This window comes from Pollutimonas bauzanensis (assembly GCF_900129885.1).
Lineage (GTDB): Bacteria > Pseudomonadota > Gammaproteobacteria > Burkholderiales > Burkholderiaceae_B > Pollutimonas > Pollutimonas bauzanensis.
The window spans coordinates 69,551-89,701 of record NZ_FQXE01000012.1 but is presented as its reverse complement, the minus strand read 5'-3'; the positions used below and the strand labels follow the sequence as shown (position 1 = coordinate 89,701).

Sequence of the window (20,151 nt, the reverse complement as noted above, 5' to 3'; positions counted from 1 at the left end):
TCCGTACCCACCGCGTTTTTTATAGATTGAATGGCAGAGGACAGCGACCTCGAAAAAACCGAACCCGCCTCTCCGCGGCGCCAGGAAAAGGCGCGGGAAGAAGGCCAGGTCGTACGTTCACGCGAGCTCAACACTTTTCTGTTGTTGGCGGCTGGCGTGGCGATGCTATGGTTCGGCGGCGCGCGCATCTACCAGGGCCTGGACGGCGTCCTGCGCGCCGGCTTGTGGTTTGATTTGCGTGTCGGGCAGGACACGAACGTGATGCTGTCGGTGGCGGGCAATTCGGCCTTGCAGGCCCTGTTGCTCCTGGCGCCGCTATTCACCCTGCTGGTGGCGGTGGCGATTTTTTCATCCGCGCTGCTGGGCGGCTTCATGTTTTCCACCAAGGCGCTGGAGCCCAAGTTCGAAAGGCTCAACGTGCTCAAGGGCGTGAAGCGGATGTTTTCCGCCCAGACCGTTGTGGAGCTCATCAAGACGCTGGCCAAGGCGGGAGTGATAGGCACCGTGGGCGGCATGGTCATCTGGCATTATCGCGACCAGATGCTGTCGCTGATGCATGCCACGCCCACCGAAGCCCTGGCGGCGGGCCTGGGCCTGGTGGCCCTGTGCTGTTCCCTGATTGTGTCGGCCTTGTTCCTGATCGTGATAATCGATGCGCCCTGGCAACTGTTCAGCCATTTCAAGAAAATGCGCATGTCCAAGCAGGACGTCAAGCAGGAGCACAAGGAAAGCGACGGCGATCCCCATGTTAAGGGGCGCATACGCCAGCAACAGCGCGCCATGTCGCGCCGGCGCATGATGGCCGAAGTGCCGAACGCCGACGTCATCGTCACCAACCCGACGCATTACGCGGTGGCCCTGGCATACAAGGACGGGCAGGGCGGGGCGCCGCGGGTGGTGGCCAAAGGTTCCGGCCTGGTGGCGGCCAGGGTGCGCAGTATCGCGGCGGAACACAAGATACCCATGCTTAGCGCGCCGCCCCTGGCGCGCGCCCTGTACCACAACGTGGAACTGGGCCACGAAATTCCGGCCGAGCTGTATTCGGCCGTGGCCGAAGTGCTGGCATGGGTGTTTCAATTGCGCAGCTGGAATATGGGAACGGGGAGCGAACCGCAGAAGCCTTCCCGCTTGGCGGTCCCGCCAGAGCTGGATCCCGAGGGCAAACATAAGGTTGCGACAAACGCATAATGAACAGTTTTCTAGCTTTACTCAAAAACAACGGCGCGCAGCATGCCCGCTTGATGGCCGGCCCGGTGCTGATCCTCATGGTGCTCGGCATGATGATCCTGCCGCTGCCGCCATTCATCCTGGATTTGCTGTTCACTTTCAATATCTCGCTGTCGGTGATGATATTGCTGGTGGCCATGTTCACCAAGAAGCCGCTGGACTTTGCCGCCTTTCCGGCGGTGCTGCTGTTCGCGACGCTGCTGCGCCTGTCGCTGAACGTGGCATCGACCCGGGTCGTGCTGCTGCATGGCCACAAAGGCCCCGACGCGGCGGGCCAGGTCATCGAGGCTTTCGGCCACTTCCTGGTCGGCGGCAATTTCACCGTCGGCATCATCGTGTTCGTGATCCTGGTCATCATCAACTTCGTGGTGATCACCAAAGGCGCCGGGCGTATCGCCGAAGTGGGCGCGCGCTTTACGCTGGACGCCATGCCGGGCAAGCAGATGGCGATCGACGCCGACCTGAACGCCGGCCTGGTGGGCGAGGAAGAAGCCCGCCGCCGGCGCCTGGAAGTCGCGCAGGAAGCCGAGTTCTACGGCTCCATGGATGGCGCCAGCAAATTCGTGCGCGGCGATGCCGTGGCGGGCCTGCTGATCATGATCATCAACATCATCGGCGGCCTGATCATCGGGGTGGGACAGCACGATCTGGCCTTCGGCGAAGCCGGCCGGGTGTATACCCTGCTTACCATAGGCGACGGCCTGGTGGCGCAGATCCCCGCGCTGGTGATATCGACCGCCGCCGGCGTGGTGGTGTCGCGCGTGGCGACCGACCAGGATGTCGGCCAGCAAATGGTCAGCCAGCTGTTCGCCAATCCGAATGTGCTGTTCATCACGGCCGGCATCATGGCCGCCATGGGGCTCATCCCCAATATGCCGCACGTCGCCTTCCTGTTGCTGGCGGCGGCGCTGGCCGGCGGCGGCTGGATAGTGCTCAAGCGCCAGCAGGCTGAAAAAGCCGCTCAGGCCCAGGAGCCGCAGAAAGTCCAGGCGGCCGTCGAGGCGGCCGCCGCCGAGGCGACCTGGGAGGACGTGGCCCTGGTCGATCCCCTGGGCCTGGAAGTGGGCTATCGCCTGATATCCCTGGTGGATCATGCGCAGAACGGGGAATTGCTGCACCGTATCCGCAGCCTGCGCAAGAAATTCGCGCAGGACGTGGGCTTCCTGCCGCCGGTCGTGCATATCCGCGACAATCTGGAGCTCAAGCCCAATGATTACCGCATTCTGCTCTCGGGCGTGGAAGTGGGCCGCGGCGTGGCCACCCCGGGGCAGTGGCTGGCCATAGACCCGGGCGGCGTCACCATGAAGCTGCCCGGCACGATCACCACCGATCCGGCCTTCGGGCTGCCCGCGGTGTGGATAGACGTGGCCTTGCGCGAGCAGGCGCAGATCGCCGGCTACACCGTGGTCGACGCGGGCACCGTCATCGCCACGCACCTGAATCACCTGATGCATCGCTATGGCGGCCAGTTGCTGGGCCGCCAGGAAGTCCAGGCGCTGCTCGACCATGTGGGCCGCGAAGCGCCCAAGCTGGTCGAAGACCTGGTGCCCAAGACGGTCAGCCTCACGCTTTTGCAGAAGCTGCTGCGCGGCCTGCTTGCCGAGGAAGTGCCCATACGCGATATGCGCAGCATAATCGAAACCTTGTCCGAGCACGCCCCGCGCCTGGCCGCGCTGAATCCCGGCGGCACGGGTCCCGACGCCAGCGAACTGCTGGCCTTTACCCGGGTGGGCCTGGGCCGCGCGATTACCCAGCAATGGTTCCCAGGGGATACCGAGCTGCGCGTCATCGGCCTGGAACCCAGGCTTGAACGGGTATTGACGCAGGCCTTGAGCACCAGCGGCGCGCTGGAGCCCGGCCTGGCCGAAAGCGTCCTGAATGACGCTCAGCGGGCCGTGCAGATCCAGGAAGCCAATGGCGATGCGACCGTGCTGGTGGTGCCGCCGATGCTGCGGGCTTCCTTGTCCCGGTTCTTGCGGCACCACTTCCCGCAGATCGGCGTGCTTTCCAATGCTGAAATACCCGATGAGCGCATCTTGCGCGTAACAGCTGTAATAGGAGGGGCCGCGGCGTGAATATAAGCCGATTTTTTGGCAGCACCAATCGCGAAGCATTGCGGCAGGTGCGCCTGGCACTGGGGCCCGACGCCCTGATCGTGTCGAATCGGCGCGTCAATGGCGGCGTGGAGATCCTCGCCACCGACCCGACGTCCGTTCCGGCCGCGGGCCTGCCCGCCATGCCCGACGGCTTCCCCGCCGCGCCCGGCGCCAGGCCGGCGGCGCCACGCGTGCAGCATGCGGCTCAGCCGGCGCCCGCGGGCCTGGCCGCGCCGGAACCCGGCACGGACGTCATGAGCGCCATAGGCGCGATGCGCGGCGCGCTGGAAACCCGTATCGACGAATTGCTGTGGGGCAATCAGCTGCGCAAGGCGCCGCAGGCGGTCTCGCTGTTCCAGACCCTGCTGGGCTATGGATTCAGCACCGCGCTGCTGCGCGCCATGCTCAAGCGCCTGCCCGAACATCTGTCCGCAAAGGCGGCTTTCCAGTGGGCGCGCAACGAGCTGACGACGCATTTGCCGGTGCTGGCCAGCGAAGACGAATTGTGGGCGCCGGGCCTGGCGCTGGCACTGGTAGGCCCCACCGGCGTGGGGAAAACCACCACCATCGCCAAGCTTGCGGCGCGCTGCGTAAAGCGCGCCGGCCCCGATAGCCTGGTGCTGCTGACCACCGACACCTACCGTATCGGCGCGCACGAGCAGTTGAAAATCTACGGCGAGATCATGCGCGTGCCCGTGCATGTCGTGCAGGATGTCGTCGAGCTGCGGCAGGTCATGCAGGGGATACGCGCCGATCAGACCATACTTGTCGACAATGTGGGCATCAGCCAGCGCGACCGCTATATCTCCGAGCAGGCGGCCATGCTGGCCGGCGCGGGGCGGCAGGTGAACCGGCTGCTGGTGCTGAATGCGTCCAGCCATGGCGATACGCTCGATGAAGTGGCCCGCACGTATTGCAACGACGGCGGCTCGCCCTTGAAAGGCTGCATCATCACCAAGGTCGACGAAGCCAGCCGCCTGGGCGCGGCGCTGGATACGGCCATACGCTATCAGTTGCCCATCCACTATGTATCCAACGGCCAGAAAGTGCCGGAGAACCTGGTCTTTTTGCCGGCCGCGGAACTGGTCGACCAGGCCCTGGTGCACAATCAGCAGAGCCGCGCGCTGTATGCGCCCACCGAGGCGGATTTCGCGGCGCTGATGTCGCTGTCCAAGGCCCCGCAGGACGACACCCTGGCGGCCGCGGCTGAAAGCCGGCGCAAGCGCCTGCTGCCGGGCCTGCTGTCGATGGCTCCCGAAGCCGGCGCCGGCTTGTCCATGCAGGACCTGGATGCGGCCTGCGCCTATGTGGATGATCAAACGGCCAGTTCCGAGGCTTACGATCTGTGGCGCGGCTATACGGCGGCAAAGCAGGATGAGGCTTCGCTTGCCGCTACCATCGACCACATGCTGCGCACCGCCCAGAGCGATTTGTCAGACAAGGGCTATAAGCACGTATTGGCGATGCACGACCAGGTGGCGCTGAAATCCGCGGCCGATGGTCGCGGGCATATGCGGGCCAGCCTGTTGTTTGCCGACAATGCCGTGGCCTTGACTTCGCCGGTGCAGCACTTGAGCTTCGCCGATGGCTGGCAGTCTTCCTGCGGCGCAAGCGCCCAGGCGGCCCCGACGGCCGGCGAGGCCTTGCTCCGGCAGATTCAATGGCTGGAGGAGCATCAGTCCAGGCTGCCTTTGGTCCATTTGTTCGAAGGCGGCAGCCAGGCCTTGTGGCGCAGGATATCCGAGCTGGACGTGGCATGGCTGGCGCAATGCGCGGCCACTACCCGCATCGAGTTCGATTCCTGCGCGACGACGGTCGGCGCGCTTGCCAAGACGCTGAACCACCGCCCTGTGGTCAAACCGGCCTATGCCGAGGCCTTGGCTGAAGTCGCCGGCCTGGCGGCCGAGGACGTGGTGTTGTGGATGGCCAGCGCGACGGTCGAAGTCGTTGCGAGGCAGCAGGATACGCTGATGCTGCAGTTGATTTCCGTGCGTATCGTGAATCGCGCGGATGGCGCAACGGTAAAGACTTTGCATGGCCTGAGCAATATGTTTGATCTGACGGTCGCGTCCGAGGCGCTGGCCGCCTGGCTGGTGGCGCGCTCGGAAGCCAGGCAAGGATTGCGTTATGCGGCGCGGGCATGGCAGTTATTGGCCGCGCGCGATGATGCGCAGTCGTTGCAAAAGAAGGCGTTGGCCGCCGCGCAGCTGGGCATGGCGGCATGGCAATACAAGCAGGATCCCAAGGCCGAGCTGGGCCGCAAGGTGGGCGCCAGCCTCACGGGCAAGCCCGGCCTGCCGTCGGTGGCGGCCATGCCGGCCCTGCTGAAGCTGTTTGCGCTGAAAGAGATGGTGGCGGCATAGCAGGAAACGATGTCGGCGGACAAGCCGCCTCCCGCCCTCAACCCGCCTTGAAATTCTTCGAGACGCCTTTGCCGCCCCGCGGCGTGCGGCCGCTGGCATCGTACAGACTGCTGGCGCCGGCAAGGCTGCGCAAGGCGTCGAGCGCCTGCTGGTTATGCGCGAGGAAAGTGTCGATGACGACACCGTTGGACGCATTCAATTCGGCAGCCGCCCGCGCCTTTTCCAGCAAGGCCTCGCTGGACGACAGCAGCGCGGGGTGGTCATGCGCGGCCGCGTCCAGGCCGGCCCTGTCATCGCTGTAGCCCAGTTGAGCCAGCAGGCCCTGGCGCTCGTCGGCCACCGACATCAACTGGTCGGCATACCGGTTTTTGTTTTCGGTGGACGCGCTCAAGGCGTCGGTGTCGCCCGCCTCGATCAGCGCGTGGGCTTCGGCTTCCAGCACGGAAATAAATCCCTGGATCAGATCCACTTCATGGTCCAGACACTTCTGCAATTGCAAGACGGCGTTGTTCATATGGCAATAATCTTCATTAGGCGCGGCGCTATGGATGCATGAGCCGGCTGACTGGACCACGGCGCTTCTGCGGGCGCAGGCGGCGCTTGCTTACTTCAGCAAATCGCGCACACTGGCAATCAGCCCGTCGGCGATGCGGCTGGGATCGATTTTCAGCTGTCCCGAGGCCAGGGCGTCGCGAATTTCGTTGACGCGGGCGACATTGACATCGTTGTCGCTGTTCTGCAAATTGGATAAATGGCGGGCCGTGGCGCTGAGGTCGACGGCGCCCTTGCCGCCCGCGGAGGCCGCCGGCGCGCTTGCACTGTTCACGCCGTCAGTCCGCGAGCCGGCAACGCTGCTTCTAGCGGGACTATTTATAGGGGGTGAGGTGATTTTCAAGGGGGTCTCCGGGTAAAGCCTGGCAAATAGTGTACGGCCTTCGTGTATCTTTTTACGGCCGCGCTTCCGGAAACTTTAGCTTTATCGCCCAATTTTACGGAATCTTGCGCTGGCCCGCGCCTTGTTACATCATGACTTGCACGGTATTCGAGTTGAGCACCGTCCCGCTCACGATTTGCCCCGAACTGGATTTTACCTGTATTTGCGTGCCCGGCGCGCCGCCCTGCATGGCCTGGCCTTCGCCGGTCGCCACGAAACCCGGGCCGCGCGCTTCAGTGCGCACCTTCTGCCCGCGCTGTATGGAATCGGGGTTGCGCAGCGCGCTGGATTTGACGATGCCGCCCGCCGGAATGCGCTGCGCGGCGATGTAGCCTATGGCCTGACTGGGATCGAACACCACCCCGCCGTTCAAACGCAGCAAATCGCCTTCGCGGCCTGTCAGATCGCTGAGCGTCAGCGTGTCGCCGGCCTGAATATTGTGGTTGGCGACATAATAAAAACCCTGGATGCTCAGGTTCGCCTGCACATAGCTGGTCCAGGCCTCGGGCGCCATGCAGCGCACGCCGACCGTCATCCGCGACCGCAGCCGCTGGCCGCTGGGCAGGAAAGCCTGCAGTTGGTCGCAGGCGGCCTGCCGGTCGATGCGGGGAGCTTCGACGATAATATGGGCGGCGCCAGGGTAGCTGCCGGCCTGTCCGGCCAGAAAGCGTTCGACCACGTCGGCGACCTGCGCGGGGTCCTGCGCCGGCAGGGCGGCGCCGGCCGGGGCGGCGCACGCGGCGCCTGCCAGCAGGCCGGCGGCGAGCAGGGTAGGGATGGCGGAAAACTTGAGCATAGGCCACATTCTATAGAAGGCGGTGTCGCGGCATCCCGGGAATTGGATGATAAATAGTGGCTTATTTCATACTTTAGGCCATGGGGCCCCACATTACTATGCTGCTATGTGAGCGGAGAGCCCGCCATGTTGGTCCAGTGCCTGCGGACATCCATAGCAGGCCTCATTATTACCTGGTGAATGGCAGATGATCGATCGGATCGGCGAAGACTTGGGCTTTTATCAAAAAGCGATTAATTTGCGCCAGCATAGGCAGGAAGTATTGGCCGCCAATATCGCCAATGCCGATACGCCCAACTACAAGTCGCGCGACTTTGATTTTAGCTCGGCCTTGAAAGACGCTATGGGCGAGGCCATGCGCCTGCCCGATACGCAGCTTGCGCTGACCTCGGCGCGGCACATTCCGGCCAAGGCCGTCACGCCCGACCCTGCCACATTGCTGTACCGCCAGCCGCTGCAGCCCAGCATGGACGGCAATACGGTCGACATGGACGTCGAGCGCGTGCAGTTCGCCGACAACACCATGCATTACCAGACCGACCTGACCATCATTTCATCGCGCATCAAATCCATGATGGCGGCATTGCAGCAATAAACCGCGGCCATCATAAATAAACAGGAAAGTCCATGTCCACGATGAGTATTTTCGAGATTGCCGGCTCGGCGCTTACGGCGCAGTCCCAGCGCATGAACGTGACGGCAAGCAATCTGGCCAATGCCGATAGCGTTGCCGGCCCGGATAGCCAGCCGTATCGCGCCCGCCAGGTGATATTCCAGATGAATCCGGCTCCGGGCCAGGCGTATTCGCAGTCGGTGGGCGGCGTGAAGGTGGCGGGGGTCGTGGAAAGCAGCGCGCCCGCGCGCCTGCAGTACGACCCGAAGAACCCGCTAGCCAATGCCGACGGCTATGTGACGATGCCCAATGTGGACGTGGTGGCGGAGACCGTCAACATGATCTCGGCTTCGCGGTCCTACCAGGCCAATGTGGAAGTCATCAATACGGCCAAGAGCCTGATGATGCGTACCTTGTCGATAGGCCAATAAGGCCTCGCGGCCCATGGCTAACATCCTTTACGGAGTTCCAGCGTGACAACAGTCAACAACTCGACCGACAGCGCCTCGGCGGCGGCCCTGGCCAACGCCAGCGCCAATACCAACAACCTGATGAGCGATACCCAGGACAGGTTCCTGACGCTGCTGGTCACCCAGCTGCAGAATCAGGATCCCCTCAATCCCATGGACAACGCCGAGGTGACGTCGCAGATGGCGCAGCTTTCCACGGTCAATGGCATCACGCAGCTGAACAATACGCTGCTGGCCTTGTCGGGGCAGATGGATGTGTCGCAGTCCATGCAGGCCGCCGGCCTGATCGGCAAGGAAGTGCTGGTGCCCGGCACCAAGATCAAGCTGGGCACGGACGAGTCCGGCGGCAAGGTGGCCACGCCTTTCGGCGTGGATGTCATTTCGCCCGCTCCCAGCGTGATCGTCAGCGTCCTGGATTCCACCGGCAAGGCCGTGCGCAAGATAGACCTGGGCTCCCAGGAAGTCGGCGTCATATCGGTCGAGTGGGACGGCAAGGACGACCTGGGCGTCCCGATGCCCGACGGCTCCTACACCATATCGGTCGCGGCCAGCGACGCCAAGGGCGCGCCGGTTTCGGCCGATGCGCTGACCTACGGCAAGGTCGGCAGCGTGGCGTACACATCGAACGGGCTGGTGCTGGACCTGGGCCTGGCGGGCAAGTATTCCCTGCTGGACCTGCGCAAGATCATGTAGTTGCGGCAGCTTTGCGCGGCAGCGATTCGGCGCGCCGCATCACTCACACAGTTAAAAGCAAACGAGGTTAATCATGGGTTTCGGACAGGGTTTGAGCGGCTTGAACGCCGCATCGCAGAATCTGGATGTCATCGGCAACAATATCGCCAACTCCGGCACGGTGGGCTTCAAGGCCGGCACGGCCACGTTCGCCGACGTCTACGCCAATTCGCGCGTCGGCCTGGGCGTCAGCGTGTCGGGCATCAACCAGCGCTTCACCATAGGCACGGTTTCCACCACGGGCAACCAGTTCGACATCGCCGTCGACGGCGCCAAGGGCCTGTTCCGGGTGGTCGATACCAGCGGCAATGTGCTCTATACGCGCAACGGCCAGTTCTTCCCGGACAAGGACAATTACGTGGTCAATGCGCAGGGCCAGCGCCTGACCGGCTACGCCGACGGCGGCAATACCCTGGTGCCCATCAAGGTGCCGGTGGGCAACATCGCGCCGCAAGCGACGAGTTCCATAGGAATGGTGGCCAACGTCAATGCGAATTCGGATGTGATACCGGGTACCGATGTACCCGAAACAATAGGTGTCGTGGCATTGACGGATACCACCCCCGCAACTGTCAATTATCACTATAAGATAGTTGCAGGAGATGTCGTCTGGACGGATGCTGCGGGGGATCCTGCAGATCCGGCGGACTTTCCTCCTGCCGGTTCCTATACGACCGGAACCTCCGGTCAGGCTGTGACTATCGGCGCGGACGGCGCGCCCAGCACCACGGCGTTTGCCGCAGGGCCGGATAATATTGGGTATGTCGCCCCCGTCACCGCCGTAGCCTTCGATCCGGACGTCCCCGGCAGCTATACGCACCAGCTTCCCACGACGGTCTACGACTCCCTGGGCAATGCGCATCAACTGACGCAATATTTCGTCAAGCGCGAAGGGACCACCGGAACCGACAGTTCCTGGGAGGTCCACTACCGCCTCGACGGCGAAGTGGTGGACACCGATCCGGCCGGCAGCGCCATCAATATGACTTTCGACTCCAGCGGCCGGCTCACGTCGCCCACGGGGCCGGTCACCCTGGGCTATGCCAAGCCCGGCGGTTTCAATACGCCGGCGGATCCACTGCAGATCGCCATCAATTATGCCGGCACCACGCAGTTCGGCGGCGATTTCTCGGCCAGCCGCCTGCCCAACGGCTATGCCACGGGCGAATACGCCAGCATGTCGATCGCCGCCGACGGCGCGATGGTCGCCAGCTACAGCAACGGCGAAACCCTGCAGATGGGCTATCTGGCCCTGGCCGACTTCAATAATCTGCAAGGCCTGCAGCCCGTGGGCGGCAATGCCTGGGCGGAAACCTCGGCTTCCGGCCAGCCCATCGTGGGCCGCCCCGGCAGCAACGGCCTGGCTTCCATCAAGGGCCAGTCGGTGGAGGATTCCAACGTCGACATGAGCCAGGAACTGGTGAACATGATCATCGCGCAGCGCACCTACCAGGCCAATGCGCAAACCATCAAGACCCAGGATCAGGTCTTGCAGACCTTGATCAACCTGCGCTAGGCCGACGCGTAAATGGACCGCATCATCTATACCGCCGCCGGCGGCGCCGCGCGGGTGCTGGAGCAGCAGGCCGTCATCAGCAACAACATGGCCAATGTCGGCACCACCGGTTTTCGCGAGCAGATGGCGATGTACCGATCGGTGCCGCTGGTGAGCCAGGTTGGCCTGCCCACGCGCGTGGCCACGGTGGCCACGACGCCGGGCAGCAACTTCGGGCAGGGCGTCATGGCCGAGACCGGCCATGCGCTCGACCTTGCCGTGACGGGCGAAGGCTGGTTCAGCGTGCAGACGCCGCAGGGCGAAGCCTATACGCGCGCCGGCGAACTGGCCGTCAACCAGCAGGGCCTGCTGGTTACGCAACAGGGTTTGCCGGTCCTGTCGACCGACGGGGCGCCGGTGGAGATCCCCGACCGCGGCAGCGTGACGTTTTCCGGCGACGGGCAAATCACCGCGCTGGGCGCGGGCGACCGGCCGAGCGACATCCAGTTGCTGGGTCAGCTCAAGCTGGTGAATCCGCCCGCCGCGACGATGGTGCGCGGCGACGACGGCTTGTTCCGGACGGCCGGCGGCGAGGCGGCGCAGGCCGATCCGCAAGTGCGCATGATCTCGGGCTTCGTCGAGAAAAGCAATGTCAATCCGGCGGAAGCCATGGTAGGCATGATCGCCAATGCGCGCCGCTTCGAGATGCAAATGAAGGTCATTCAAGACGCCAGCACCAATGCCGAGCGCGCCAATTCCATACTATCGTCCAACGGCTAAGGCCTGAATTCGACGCAGGCCCGGGCCTGCGCGTCAAGGAAATAAAATGATTCGTTCCCTGTGGATAGCCAAAACCGGTCTGGAATCGCAACAGACCAATATGGATGTGATTTCCAACAACCTGGCCAACGTCAATACCACGGGCTTCAAGCGCGGCCGCGCCGTGTTCGAGGACCTGATGTACCAGACCATACGCCAGCCGGGCGCGCAGGTGGGCGCCGCCAACCAGCTGCCTTCGGGGCTGCAGATCGGCACGGGCGTGCGCACTGTGGCGACCGAGCGCATTCATACCCAGGGCGACCTGAAGAACACCGGCACCGACCTGGATATCGCGATCCAGGGCAAGGGCTTTCTGCAGGTCGAAATGCCTGACGGCACTTTTGCCTACACGCGCGACGGCAGCATGCAGGTCGACCAGAACGGCCAACTGGTCACCGCCGGCGGCTATCCCATCCAGCCGCCCATCAATATTCCGGACAACGCGCTGACCATCACGATAGCCCGCGACGGCACGGTATCGGTTACCCAGCCCGGCGCGGCCGGCACGAATGTTCAGATCGGCCAGCTGCAGTTGAGCACCTTCGTCAACCCCACCGGCCTGCAAAGCGCCGGCGAGAACCTGTATGTGGAAACCGACGCCTCGGGCCCGGCCAATTTCGCCCAGCCCGGGCTGGATGGCGCTGGCCTGGTCCTGCAGCAGTACACGGAAACCTCCAACGTCAACGTCGCCGAAGAACTGGTCAACATGATCACCACGCAGCGCGCCTATGAAATGAACAGCAAGGCCATCCAGACCTCCGACCAGATGCTGGCGCGCCTGACCCAGCTTTGACAATGTTGAAACGCTTCAGCCATTTTTTGCTTTGCCTGTCCGCGGCCCTGGTGTCGGGCTGCGCGCTGGTGCCGCCCGAGCCCATCGTGACCGGCCCCTTGACCGCGGCGCCGCCGCCCGCGCCCATGCCCGCGGCGCAGGCCAACGGTTCCATTTACCAGCCGACCGCCTATGGCAACTATCCGCTGTTCGAGGACCGGCGTCCGCGCAATGTGGGCGACATCGTCACCGTCGTCATACAGGAAAAGACCAATGCGGCCAAGAATGTCCAGACCACGACGGACCGCAGCGGCAGCGGTTCGTTCGGCGTAGGGCTGGCCCCCGCCATATTGCCCTCGGAAGTGGGCGCCAAGCAGAACTTCGATATCACCGGCGCCAACGCGTCCGACGGCAAGGGTTCGACCCGGGCCGACAATACCTTCTCGGGCACCTTGACGACCACCGTCGTGGGCGTGTTGCCCAACGGCAATCTCCAGATCGCCGGCGACAAGCAGATAGCCATCAATCGCGGCAGCGAGCACATCCGTTTTTCGGGCGTGGTCGATCCCCGTTCGGTCACTGGATCGAACACCGTTTCTTCCACCCAGGTGGCGGACGCCCGCATCGAATTCCGCAGCAAAGGCACCATGGATGAAGTGCAGACCATGGGCTGGCTGCAACGTTTCTTCCTGAATGTTTCTCCGTTCTAACAGGGTACCGGTTTGATTCTCTCTCTTTTCAGCGTACTGGGCAGGCCAGGCCGACGGCTGGTATTTGGCGCGCTGTGCATGTTGGCTTTAAGCACTGCGCAAGCCGAAAGAATCAAGGACCTGGCTTCCATACAGGGCGTGCGCGCCAACCAGTTGATCGGCTATGGCCTGGTCGTGGGCCTGGACGGCAGCGGCGATCAGGTCCGCCAGACGCCTTTCACCCAGCAAAGCCTGACCAATATGCTGTCGCAGCTGGGCGTGACCGTGCCGCAGGGCACCAATATGCAGGTCAAGAACGTGGCCGCCGCGATGGTGACCGCCAGGCTGCCGGCCTTCGCCCAGCCGGGCCAGACCGTCGATGTGGTGGTGTCGTCCATGGGCAATGCCAAGAGCCTGCGCGGCGGCACCCTGCTGATGACGCCCATGAAGGGCGCCAATGGCCAGGTATATGCCATCGCCCAGGGCAATCTGCTGGTCGGCGGGGCGGGCGCCTCGGCCGGCGGCTCCAGCGTGCAGGTCAACCAGCTCAACGGCGGCATCATCTCCAATGGCGCCATCATCGAGCGCAGCGTGCCCACCACTTACGCGCGCGACGGCATCGTCAACCTGGAATTGAACACCACCGACTTCGGCGCCGCGCAGAGCATGGTCGCGGCCCTGAACACGCGATTCGGCGCGAATACCGCGACGGCGCTGGACGGCCGCGTGGTGCAACTGCGCGGCCCGCAGGATCCGGCCGCCCAGGCGGCGTTTCTGTCGCAGGTCGAGAACCTCCAGGTCAGCCTGCCGCCGGCCCGCGCCAAGGTCGTCATCAACGCCCGCACCGGCTCGGTGGTGATGAATCGCACCGTCACGATAGACGAGGCGGCCATTGCCTACGGCAATCTGTCCGTCGTCATCAGCCAGGAAGCGCAGGTCAACCAGCCCGACACCCCATTCGGCGGCGGCCAGACCGTCGTCACCCAGAACACCCAGATCGAAATGAAATCGGACAAGGGCGGCGTGCAGCGCGTGCGCACCAGCGCCAACCTGGCCGATGTCGTCAAGGCGCTGAACGCCCTGGGCGCCACGCCGCAAGACTTGTTGTCCATCCTCCAGAACCTGAAGAGCGCCGGCGCCTTGCGCGCCGACCTGGAAATCATCTAGGGGTCGATCATGTCTCTCGTGCACTATACCCCCCGCCCCGGCAACACCACCGCGTCATCGCTGGATTTCAGCGGCCTGAACAGCCTGAAGCGGGGCGTGAGCGCCGGCGCCGATGCGCCGGTCGAAAAGCAGAAAGAGGTCGCGCGCCAATTCGAGGCCTTGTTCATACAGCAAATGCTCAAGCAGGCGCGCCAGTCGGCCAGCCCGACGGTATTCGACAGCCAGCAGACGCGCCTGGCGCAAAGCATGGGCGACGAACAAATGTCCTTGCAGTTGGCCGATCCCGGTATCGGCCTGGCGCAAGCCTTGCTCAACCAGATCCGGGGCAATCAGGGCGGTGGCGGCGACGCGCCGGACGGCAAGGCCGGCATGCCCGAACTGGCCGCCTCGCGTCTGCCGGGCCTGCGTTCGCGCATAGGCGAAGACCGCCGCAACGACGCCTCGTCGATTTCCGGCCTGATAGACCTGCTGACCAGGAACCCGCTGGGCGAAAAGATTTATTCCGCCATCCGGGGCGCGCCCGGGCATATACAGGATTTCGTGGCGAAGATGTCCGACGCCGCCAAACTGGCCGCCGGCGAAAGTGGCGTGCCGGCCAAGCTGATACTGAGCCAGGCGGCGCTCGAATCGGGTTGGGGCCGGCGTGAAATCCTGCGCGAGGACGGCACGAACACCTATAACCTGTTCGGCATCAAGGCCAGCCCCAACTGGAAAGGCAAGGTGGCCAACATCACGACGACCGAATACGAAGACGGCGTCGCGCGCAAGGTAGTGCAGCCATTTCGCGCCTATGAGTCATACGCCGAATCCTTTGCCGACTATGCGCGCCTGATCGGACAGAACAAGCGCTATAGCGATGTAGTGGCCGCGCCGTCCGCCGAGGAAGCCGCCCACAAGATTCAGGCGGCCGGCTATGCCACGGATCCGGCTTACGCGGAAAAACTGATTTCCATTATGAGCTATTTCGACACGGGGCCCAAGCGGGGAATTTGAAACCTGAAGGGCTAAACCTTTCGGGTTTGCTGTCGTTAATGCGGTACATAGTCTTGATATACGGGTGGATGCTTGCATCAGCCTGACTAAAAGCGGAATCCTTCATGAATTTAGCCAACCTGGGTCTATCTGGCTTGAACGCGGCGCAGAACCGCTTGCAGACAGCCGGCCACAACATCAACAACGCCGCCACCGACGGCTTCAACCGCCAGTCGGTCCTGGTGCAGACCGCCGGCGCCACCAGCACGGGCGTGGGGTATATCGGCCGCGGGGTCCAGGCGGTCACGGTGCAGCGGTCCTATGATGGCTTCCTGGCCAGGCAACTGGTCAACGCCCAGTCCAACGGCGCGGCGCTGGTTTCCTACGGCAATGAGATTTCGCAGGTCAACAATCTGTTCGCCGATCGCACCGTGGGCATCACGCCCGCCCTGCAAAAGTTTTTCGATGGCGTACAAGCGGTGGCCACGGCCCCGGCCGATAGCGCCGCGCGCCAGGAATTGCTGGGCCGCGCCTCCAGTCTGGTGTCGCAAATCAACGACGCCAATGCCTTCCTGGACAGCCAGCGCAGCAATATCAATACGCAAATCACGACGACCGTCACGCAGATCAACAGCTATGTAGAGCGCGTGCGCGACCTCAACAATCAGATCACCACGGCGCGCGCCACCAGCTCCAATCACGAACCCAACGATCTGCTCGATCAACGCGACCAACTGGTGTCCGAATTGAGCCAACTGGTGGATGTCAAGGTCCTCGAACAAAACGGCAATTTCAACCTCACCGTGGGTAACGGCCAGGTCTTGCTGGGCGGCGACACGGTGTTCCCCCTGGTCGCCCAGCCATCGGCGGCCGACCCTTCCCGCACGGTGATCTCCTACACCGCGGTAGGCAGCGGCGGCAAGAAGCTGACGGTGGAAATGAGCGAGTCCTCCATCAAGGGAGGGACCCTAGGCGGCTTGATCACCTATCGCCGCGACTCGCTGGATGCGGTGCAGAACAGCCTGGGGCGCCTGGCCGCGGGCTTGGCCACGGCGGTCAACGGCATCCATGCGACCGGCGAAGACCTGAACGGCGTTCCCGGCGGCGCCTTTTTCGCGCTGCGGCCGATCACGCCCATACCCGGCGCGAAAAATGCCGGCTCGGCGGTGATCGGAGTGGAATTCCAGGACGTCAATCAACTGAGCGGCCAGGATTACCGTATCGAATACGACGGCGCGAACTACATTGCCACCAGCATACCGAATGGCACGATCACCGCGCTCAAGCCTAATGCCGACGGCAAGGCCACTCTTGACGGGCTCACGTTCGACCTGTCGGCGGGCGCCGCGGCCCAGGGCGATTCCTGGCTGGTCCAGCCCACGCGCGCGGCGGCCGGCGGATTGTCGCTGGCCATCAACGATCCCGCCAAGATAGCCGCGGCGGGCGTGGATACCGGCACCGCCAACGGCGACGTCGCGCTCGCGCTGGCCAAGCTGCAGACCGACAAGGTATTGGGCAACGGCACCATGAGCCTGAACGAAGCCTACTCGCAGATCGTCAACAAGGTCGGTGTGCAGACGCAGCAGAATGCCACGGCGGCCAAGGCGCAGGCGGCGCTGATCCAGCAGAATTTTGCGGCGCAGCAGGCGGTGTCAGGCGTGAACCTGGACGAGGAATATGTCAACCTGACCCGCTACACGGAGCAGTACAGCGCTGCGGCCAGGCTGATCGAAGTCAGTTCGAACTTGTTCGACACCTTGCTGGGCCTGCGCACTTAAGCTGCTCGTGCGGCTGGTGCAAGCAACCCTTTAGTTTGAGCTCCATTTTTCAGGATTTTCGCCATGCGTATTAGTTCCACCCTGTTTTTCCAGACGGGACTTAATTCCATCAATGCTCAGCAATCCGACCTGATGCATTTGTATCAGCAGGTGGCCAGCGGGCAGCGCATGGTGACGCCGGCCGATGACCCTCTGGCCGCGGCGCAGGCCATCAACATCAGCCAGTCGCAGTCGCTGAACGCGCGCTTCGCCGCCAACCGCGATGTCGCCAAGACCAATCTGGGGACGGCGGAGAACGCCCTGAATTCGGTGACCACCCTGATGCAGGATGTGAAGACGCGGCTGGTGGAGGCGGGCAATGGCACGCTGTCCGACGCCGACCGCGCGACCTTGAGCAATGTGCTGATCAGCGCGCGCAGCAACCTGCTGGGACTGGCCAACAGCACCGATGGCAGCGGCCAGTATCTTTTCTCCGGCGCCCAGGGCGGCACCGCCGCCTTCCAGGAAGTGGGCGGCAGGATCGTCTACATGGGGGACACGGGGCAGCGCAAGATACAGGCCGACCAGACCCGCCAGATACCAGGCAGCGACGTGGGTTCGGACATTTTCAACCGGCCCGCGCCGGGCACCAGCGGCTATCTGACCAAGGCCGATACGGCAGGCAATATAGGAACAGGCCTCATCAGCACGGCGACGATCACCGACGCCAAGGGTGTGAATATCGGCAATGCCTTCAAGATTACCTTCACGTCCCCCACCGAGTACACGATCGAGGTAAGAAACCCGGCGGGCGCAGCCGTGCTGCCGGCTGTCACCGGCACCTATACGCCGGGCACGGACACGTCATTGACGCTGCCCGGCGGGGTGCAGGTCAAGTTTTCCGGCGCGCCCGAAGCCGGCGACAGCTTCACGGTGGACCCGATAAGCCTGCCCGCTTACGCGGCGACGGCGCTTCCCGGCAACAGCAATGCCGCCACCATGAGCTCGCCCATAGCCGTCGACCCGGCGCTGGCCGACAGCGGCAATGTGTTCACCATCAAGTATGTCGAAGCCACCGACAGCTACGAAGTCGAAGTGAAGGACGCAGGCGGCAATGTGCTGCCTACCGACCCATCGTACAGCGCCGATGCCAACGGGGTGCTCAAGCTTCCCTACGGCATGCAGGTCAAGGTCGCCGGAACCCCCGCGGACGGGGACACGTTCGAAGTCCGCGCCGCGGACTCCAGCAACCAGACCGACCTGAATATTTTCGACACGCTGGACAGCATCATCGCGGCCCTGGCGACGCCTATGGAGGACGATCCCGTAGCCGCCGCCAAGTTCCAGAACATCCTGGCCAGCGCGATGCAGCGCCTGGACGTCAACTACAACAACGTCCTTACCGTGCGCGCGTCGGTCGGTTCGCGGCTCAACGAAATCGAGGCGCTGGACGCCAATGGCAGCATGCGCGCCTTGAGCTACAGCTCGCAGCTCTCGAAGCTGGAAGAGGTGGATTACTACACCGCCACCACCCAGCTGCAATTGCGCACTTCGGCGCTGGAAGCGGCCTCGCTGGCGTTCAAGAAGATCCAGAGCATAGGCCTGTTCAATATGTCATCGAATTAATGCAAGAAAACAGCGGGGGCGTCTTTCGATGGCGCCTCCTGTCACAGTCAACACGTATACAGATAAGCGCCGCCAGCGGATACCAGGCTCATGGTCCGCGCGGCCCGAGACAACAAGCGAGAACCAGCAATGCTATTCAGGCAATTACAACTTAAGACCAGTCTTTTTATCGTCGTGCTGTTGCTGTCGCTGCTGACGCTGGCGGCGGTGGCGGTGGGCTGGTACGGCCAGCAGGACATCCTTTCCCAGCTCGCCGGGGCCGGCGACAAGAACGCCGTCAGCGCCGCGGTAACGCAAGGCATAGACCGGTCGCGCTATGTCCTCATCGGCCTGGTCGTGCTGGCCATCGTGCTGGCGCTGTGGGCCTATCTCACGCTGTCGCGCACGGTGCTGCGCCCCTTGAAAGAAGTGGGCGCCTACTTCGACCACATCGCTTCGGGCGACTTGACCCAGCGCATCGATGTATCGTCGGAGAACGAGATCGGCGTGCTTTACGTGGCGCTCAAGCGCCTGCAGGACAGCCTGGGGCGCATCGTGGGCACGGTGCGCTACGGCATGAACGAGATCAGCGCGGGCTCGCAGAATATCGTGGCCGGCAACACCGATTTGAGCAGCCGCACCGAAGAGCAGGCGGCCGCCTTGCAGCAGACCGCAGCCAGCATGGAGCAGCTTGCCAGCACGGTGAAGCAGAATGCCGATAACGCCAGGCAGGCCAACCAGCTGGCCGCCAGCGCCTCGGACGTGGCCCAGCGCGGCGGCCAGGCGGTGGGTGAAGTGGTCACCACCATGCAGGCCATTTCCGCCAGTTCGCGGAAAATCTCCGATATCGTCGGCGTGATCGACAGCATTGCCTTCCAGACCAATATCCTGGCCTTGAACGCCGCGGTGGAAGCGGCCCGCGCGGGCGAGCAGGGCAAAGGCTTCGCGGTGGTAGCGTCCGAAGTGCGCGCTCTGGCCCAGCGCAGCGCGCAGGCCGCCAAGGAAATCAAGGGCCTGATCGAGGATTCGGTCAAAAAGGTCACCGAAGGCTCCACCCAGGTGGAACGGGCCGGCTCCACCATGCAGGAAATCGTCTCGTCCGTGGCGCGCGTCACGGACATCATGGGCGAGATTTCCGCCGCCACGACCGAGCAGGCCTCCGGCATAGACCAGATCAACCATGCGGTAAACCAGATGGACCGGGTCACCCAGCAGAACGCCGTCCTGGTCGAAGAAGCGGCGTCGTCGGCCAGCGGCCTGGGCGAGCAGGTATCCAATGTGACCGGCGTCCTGGCGGTGTTCAAGACGCTGGACAACCAGGTCATCGATGTGGCCGCCACGCAAATCAAATCCACGCTCAAGCGCCCCGCCATGTCCCATGCGCCGGCCGGCGGCCGGCCCGCCCAGGGCAAGGCGCCAGCCGCGCGGCCGGCCGCTCTCGGCCACGGCGGCGCTACCGGCAATGCCGCGCCTGGCAAACAGGCGCAGCAGCGCACGGCGCCGGCCGCCGCCAAAGGCCCGGGCGCCGCCCGGCCGGGGGCGGTAAACGCCAACGGCGACAGCCTGGATGCGATAAAGGTCAAGCCAGCCGGCAACGCGCCGGGACGCATGCAGGCCACCGACGATGATTGGGTCGAATTCTAA

Annotated in this window: 18 protein-coding genes; 15 read left to right on the top strand and 3 right to left on the bottom strand. The window is 63.7% G+C overall.

Features of this window, described 5'->3' with window-relative positions:
* Nucleotides 1–30 precede the first annotated feature (30 nt).
* The 3 genes from flhB to flhF are packed head-to-tail and all read left to right on the top strand — an operon-like array spanning nt 31 to nt 5,686.
* Nucleotides 31–1,188: a flagellar biosynthesis protein FlhB gene (gene flhB, locus BUB23_RS19305; protein WP_073106382.1), complete on the top strand. Its 1,158-nt coding sequence runs from the start codon at nt 31–33 to the stop codon at nt 1,186–1,188.
* Complete coding sequence (gene flhA, locus BUB23_RS19300) at nt 1,188–3,302, top strand: flagellar biosynthesis protein FlhA (protein WP_073106378.1); 2,115 nt, start codon at nt 1,188–1,190, stop codon at nt 3,300–3,302. The genes flhB and flhA overlap by 1 nt, the downstream gene beginning before the upstream one ends.
* Nucleotides 3,299–5,686: a flagellar biosynthesis GTPase FlhF gene (flhF, locus tag BUB23_RS19295; RefSeq protein ID WP_073106376.1), complete on the top strand. Its 2,388-nt coding sequence runs from the start codon at nt 3,299–3,301 to the stop codon at nt 5,684–5,686. The genes flhA and flhF overlap by 4 nt, the downstream gene beginning before the upstream one ends.
* Before the next feature lie 37 nt (nt 5,687–5,723).
* Here the strand turns inward: flhF and BUB23_RS19290 are convergent, their stop codons facing one another.
* From BUB23_RS19290 to flgA, 3 genes are all read right to left on the bottom strand, one after another.
* Nucleotides 5,724–6,200, bottom strand: coding sequence for a flagella synthesis protein FlgN (locus BUB23_RS19290; protein ID WP_073106374.1), 477 nt, complete (start codon nt 6,198–6,200; stop codon nt 5,724–5,726).
* Between the two features lie 90 nt (nt 6,201–6,290).
* Nucleotides 6,291–6,581: a flagellar biosynthesis anti-sigma factor FlgM gene (flgM, locus tag BUB23_RS19285; RefSeq protein WP_073106371.1), complete on the bottom strand. Its 291-nt coding sequence runs from the start codon at nt 6,579–6,581 to the stop codon at nt 6,291–6,293.
* A gap of 124 nt (nt 6,582–6,705) precedes the next feature.
* Nucleotides 6,706–7,416, bottom strand: a complete 711-nt coding sequence (gene flgA / locus BUB23_RS19280; RefSeq protein WP_073106614.1) for a flagellar basal body P-ring formation chaperone FlgA — start codon at nt 7,414–7,416, stop codon at nt 6,706–6,708.
* Nucleotides 7,417–7,603: 187 nt separating this feature from the next.
* On the opposite strand from flgA, the gene flgB reads away from it, so the two are divergent.
* The 12 genes from flgB (at nt 7,604) to BUB23_RS19220 (ending at nt 20,151) form a co-directional block, all read left to right on the top strand.
* Nucleotides 7,604–8,011 (top strand): flagellar basal body rod protein FlgB, encoded by a 408-nt coding sequence (gene flgB, locus BUB23_RS19275; RefSeq protein WP_073106369.1) that lies wholly within the window; start codon nt 7,604–7,606, stop codon nt 8,009–8,011.
* A gap of 32 nt (nt 8,012–8,043) precedes the next feature.
* A complete protein-coding gene (gene flgC / locus BUB23_RS19270; RefSeq protein ID WP_073106368.1) occupies nt 8,044–8,460 on the top strand; it encodes a flagellar basal body rod protein FlgC in 417 nt (138 codons plus the stop codon).
* A 42-nt stretch (nt 8,461–8,502) separates the two neighbouring features.
* Nucleotides 8,503–9,192 carry a flagellar hook capping FlgD N-terminal domain-containing protein gene (locus tag BUB23_RS19265; protein WP_073106366.1) on the top strand — a complete coding sequence of 230 codons (690 nt, stop codon included), beginning with the start codon at nt 8,503–8,505 and terminating at the stop codon, nt 9,190–9,192.
* Nucleotides 9,193–9,265: 73 nt separating this feature from the next.
* A complete protein-coding gene (locus BUB23_RS19260) occupies nt 9,266–10,747 on the top strand; it encodes a flagellar hook-basal body complex protein (RefSeq protein WP_073106365.1) in 1,482 nt (493 codons plus the stop codon).
* A gap of 12 nt (nt 10,748–10,759) precedes the next feature.
* Complete coding sequence (gene flgF / locus BUB23_RS19255; RefSeq protein ID WP_073106363.1) at nt 10,760–11,506, top strand: flagellar basal-body rod protein FlgF; 747 nt, start codon at nt 10,760–10,762, stop codon at nt 11,504–11,506.
* Between the two features lie 46 nt (nt 11,507–11,552).
* The gene (gene flgG / locus BUB23_RS19250) at nt 11,553–12,338 is read left to right on the top strand and encodes a flagellar basal-body rod protein FlgG (protein WP_073106361.1); all 786 of its coding nucleotides are present in this window, start codon (nt 11,553–11,555) and stop codon (nt 12,336–12,338) included.
* Nucleotides 12,339–12,340: 2 nt separating this feature from the next.
* On the top strand, nt 12,341–13,027 hold the full coding sequence (locus BUB23_RS19245) for a flagellar basal body L-ring protein FlgH (RefSeq protein ID WP_073106359.1): 687 nt from the start codon (nt 12,341–12,343) through the stop codon (nt 13,025–13,027).
* Between the two features lie 78 nt (nt 13,028–13,105).
* Entirely contained in the window at nt 13,106–14,173 is a 1,068-nt protein-coding gene (locus BUB23_RS19240; protein WP_084136135.1) for a flagellar basal body P-ring protein FlgI, read from the top strand.
* A gap of 9 nt (nt 14,174–14,182) precedes the next feature.
* Complete coding sequence (gene flgJ / locus BUB23_RS19235; RefSeq protein WP_073106357.1) at nt 14,183–15,166, top strand: flagellar assembly peptidoglycan hydrolase FlgJ; 984 nt, start codon at nt 14,183–14,185, stop codon at nt 15,164–15,166.
* A 104-nt stretch (nt 15,167–15,270) separates the two neighbouring features.
* Entirely contained in the window at nt 15,271–16,923 is a 1,653-nt protein-coding gene (gene flgK, locus BUB23_RS19230) for a flagellar hook-associated protein FlgK (RefSeq protein WP_073106354.1), read from the top strand.
* A gap of 63 nt (nt 16,924–16,986) precedes the next feature.
* A complete protein-coding gene (flgL, locus tag BUB23_RS27440) occupies nt 16,987–18,528 on the top strand; it encodes a flagellar hook-associated protein FlgL (protein ID WP_073106352.1) in 1,542 nt (513 codons plus the stop codon).
* A gap of 129 nt (nt 18,529–18,657) precedes the next feature.
* On the top strand, nt 18,658–20,151 hold the full coding sequence (locus BUB23_RS19220; RefSeq protein WP_084136134.1) for a methyl-accepting chemotaxis protein: 1,494 nt from the start codon (nt 18,658–18,660) through the stop codon (nt 20,149–20,151).

Excerpts from the sequence above, each read along its gene's own strand:
- flhB (WP_073106382.1), top strand. The coding sequence starts at position 31 with ATGGCAGAGGACAGCGACCTCGAAAAAACCGAACCCGCCTCTCCGCGG.
- flhA (WP_073106378.1), top strand. The coding sequence starts at position 1,188 with ATGAACAGTTTTCTAGCTTTACTCAAAAACAACGGCGCGCAGCATGCC.
- BUB23_RS19290 (WP_073106374.1), bottom strand. The coding sequence starts at position 6,200 with ATGAACAACGCCGTCTTGCAATTGCAGAAGTGTCTGGACCATGAAGTG.
- flgA (WP_073106614.1), bottom strand. The coding sequence starts at position 7,416 with ATGCTCAAGTTTTCCGCCATCCCTACCCTGCTCGCCGCCGGCCTGCTG.
- flgB (WP_073106369.1), top strand. The coding sequence starts at position 7,604 with ATGATCGATCGGATCGGCGAAGACTTGGGCTTTTATCAAAAAGCGATT.
- flgC (WP_073106368.1), top strand. The coding sequence starts at position 8,044 with ATGTCCACGATGAGTATTTTCGAGATTGCCGGCTCGGCGCTTACGGCG.
- BUB23_RS19260 (WP_073106365.1), top strand. The coding sequence starts at position 9,266 with ATGGGTTTCGGACAGGGTTTGAGCGGCTTGAACGCCGCATCGCAGAAT.
- flgF (WP_073106363.1), top strand. The coding sequence starts at position 10,760 with ATGGACCGCATCATCTATACCGCCGCCGGCGGCGCCGCGCGGGTGCTG.
- flgG (WP_073106361.1), top strand. The coding sequence starts at position 11,553 with ATGATTCGTTCCCTGTGGATAGCCAAAACCGGTCTGGAATCGCAACAG.
- BUB23_RS19245 (WP_073106359.1), top strand. The coding sequence starts at position 12,341 with ATGTTGAAACGCTTCAGCCATTTTTTGCTTTGCCTGTCCGCGGCCCTG.
- BUB23_RS19240 (WP_084136135.1), top strand. The coding sequence starts at position 13,106 with ATGTTGGCTTTAAGCACTGCGCAAGCCGAAAGAATCAAGGACCTGGCT.
- flgJ (WP_073106357.1), top strand. The coding sequence starts at position 14,183 with ATGTCTCTCGTGCACTATACCCCCCGCCCCGGCAACACCACCGCGTCA.
- flgK (WP_073106354.1), top strand. The coding sequence starts at position 15,271 with ATGAATTTAGCCAACCTGGGTCTATCTGGCTTGAACGCGGCGCAGAAC.
- flgL (WP_073106352.1), top strand. The coding sequence starts at position 16,987 with ATGCGTATTAGTTCCACCCTGTTTTTCCAGACGGGACTTAATTCCATC.
- BUB23_RS19220 (WP_084136134.1), top strand. The coding sequence starts at position 18,658 with ATGCTATTCAGGCAATTACAACTTAAGACCAGTCTTTTTATCGTCGTG.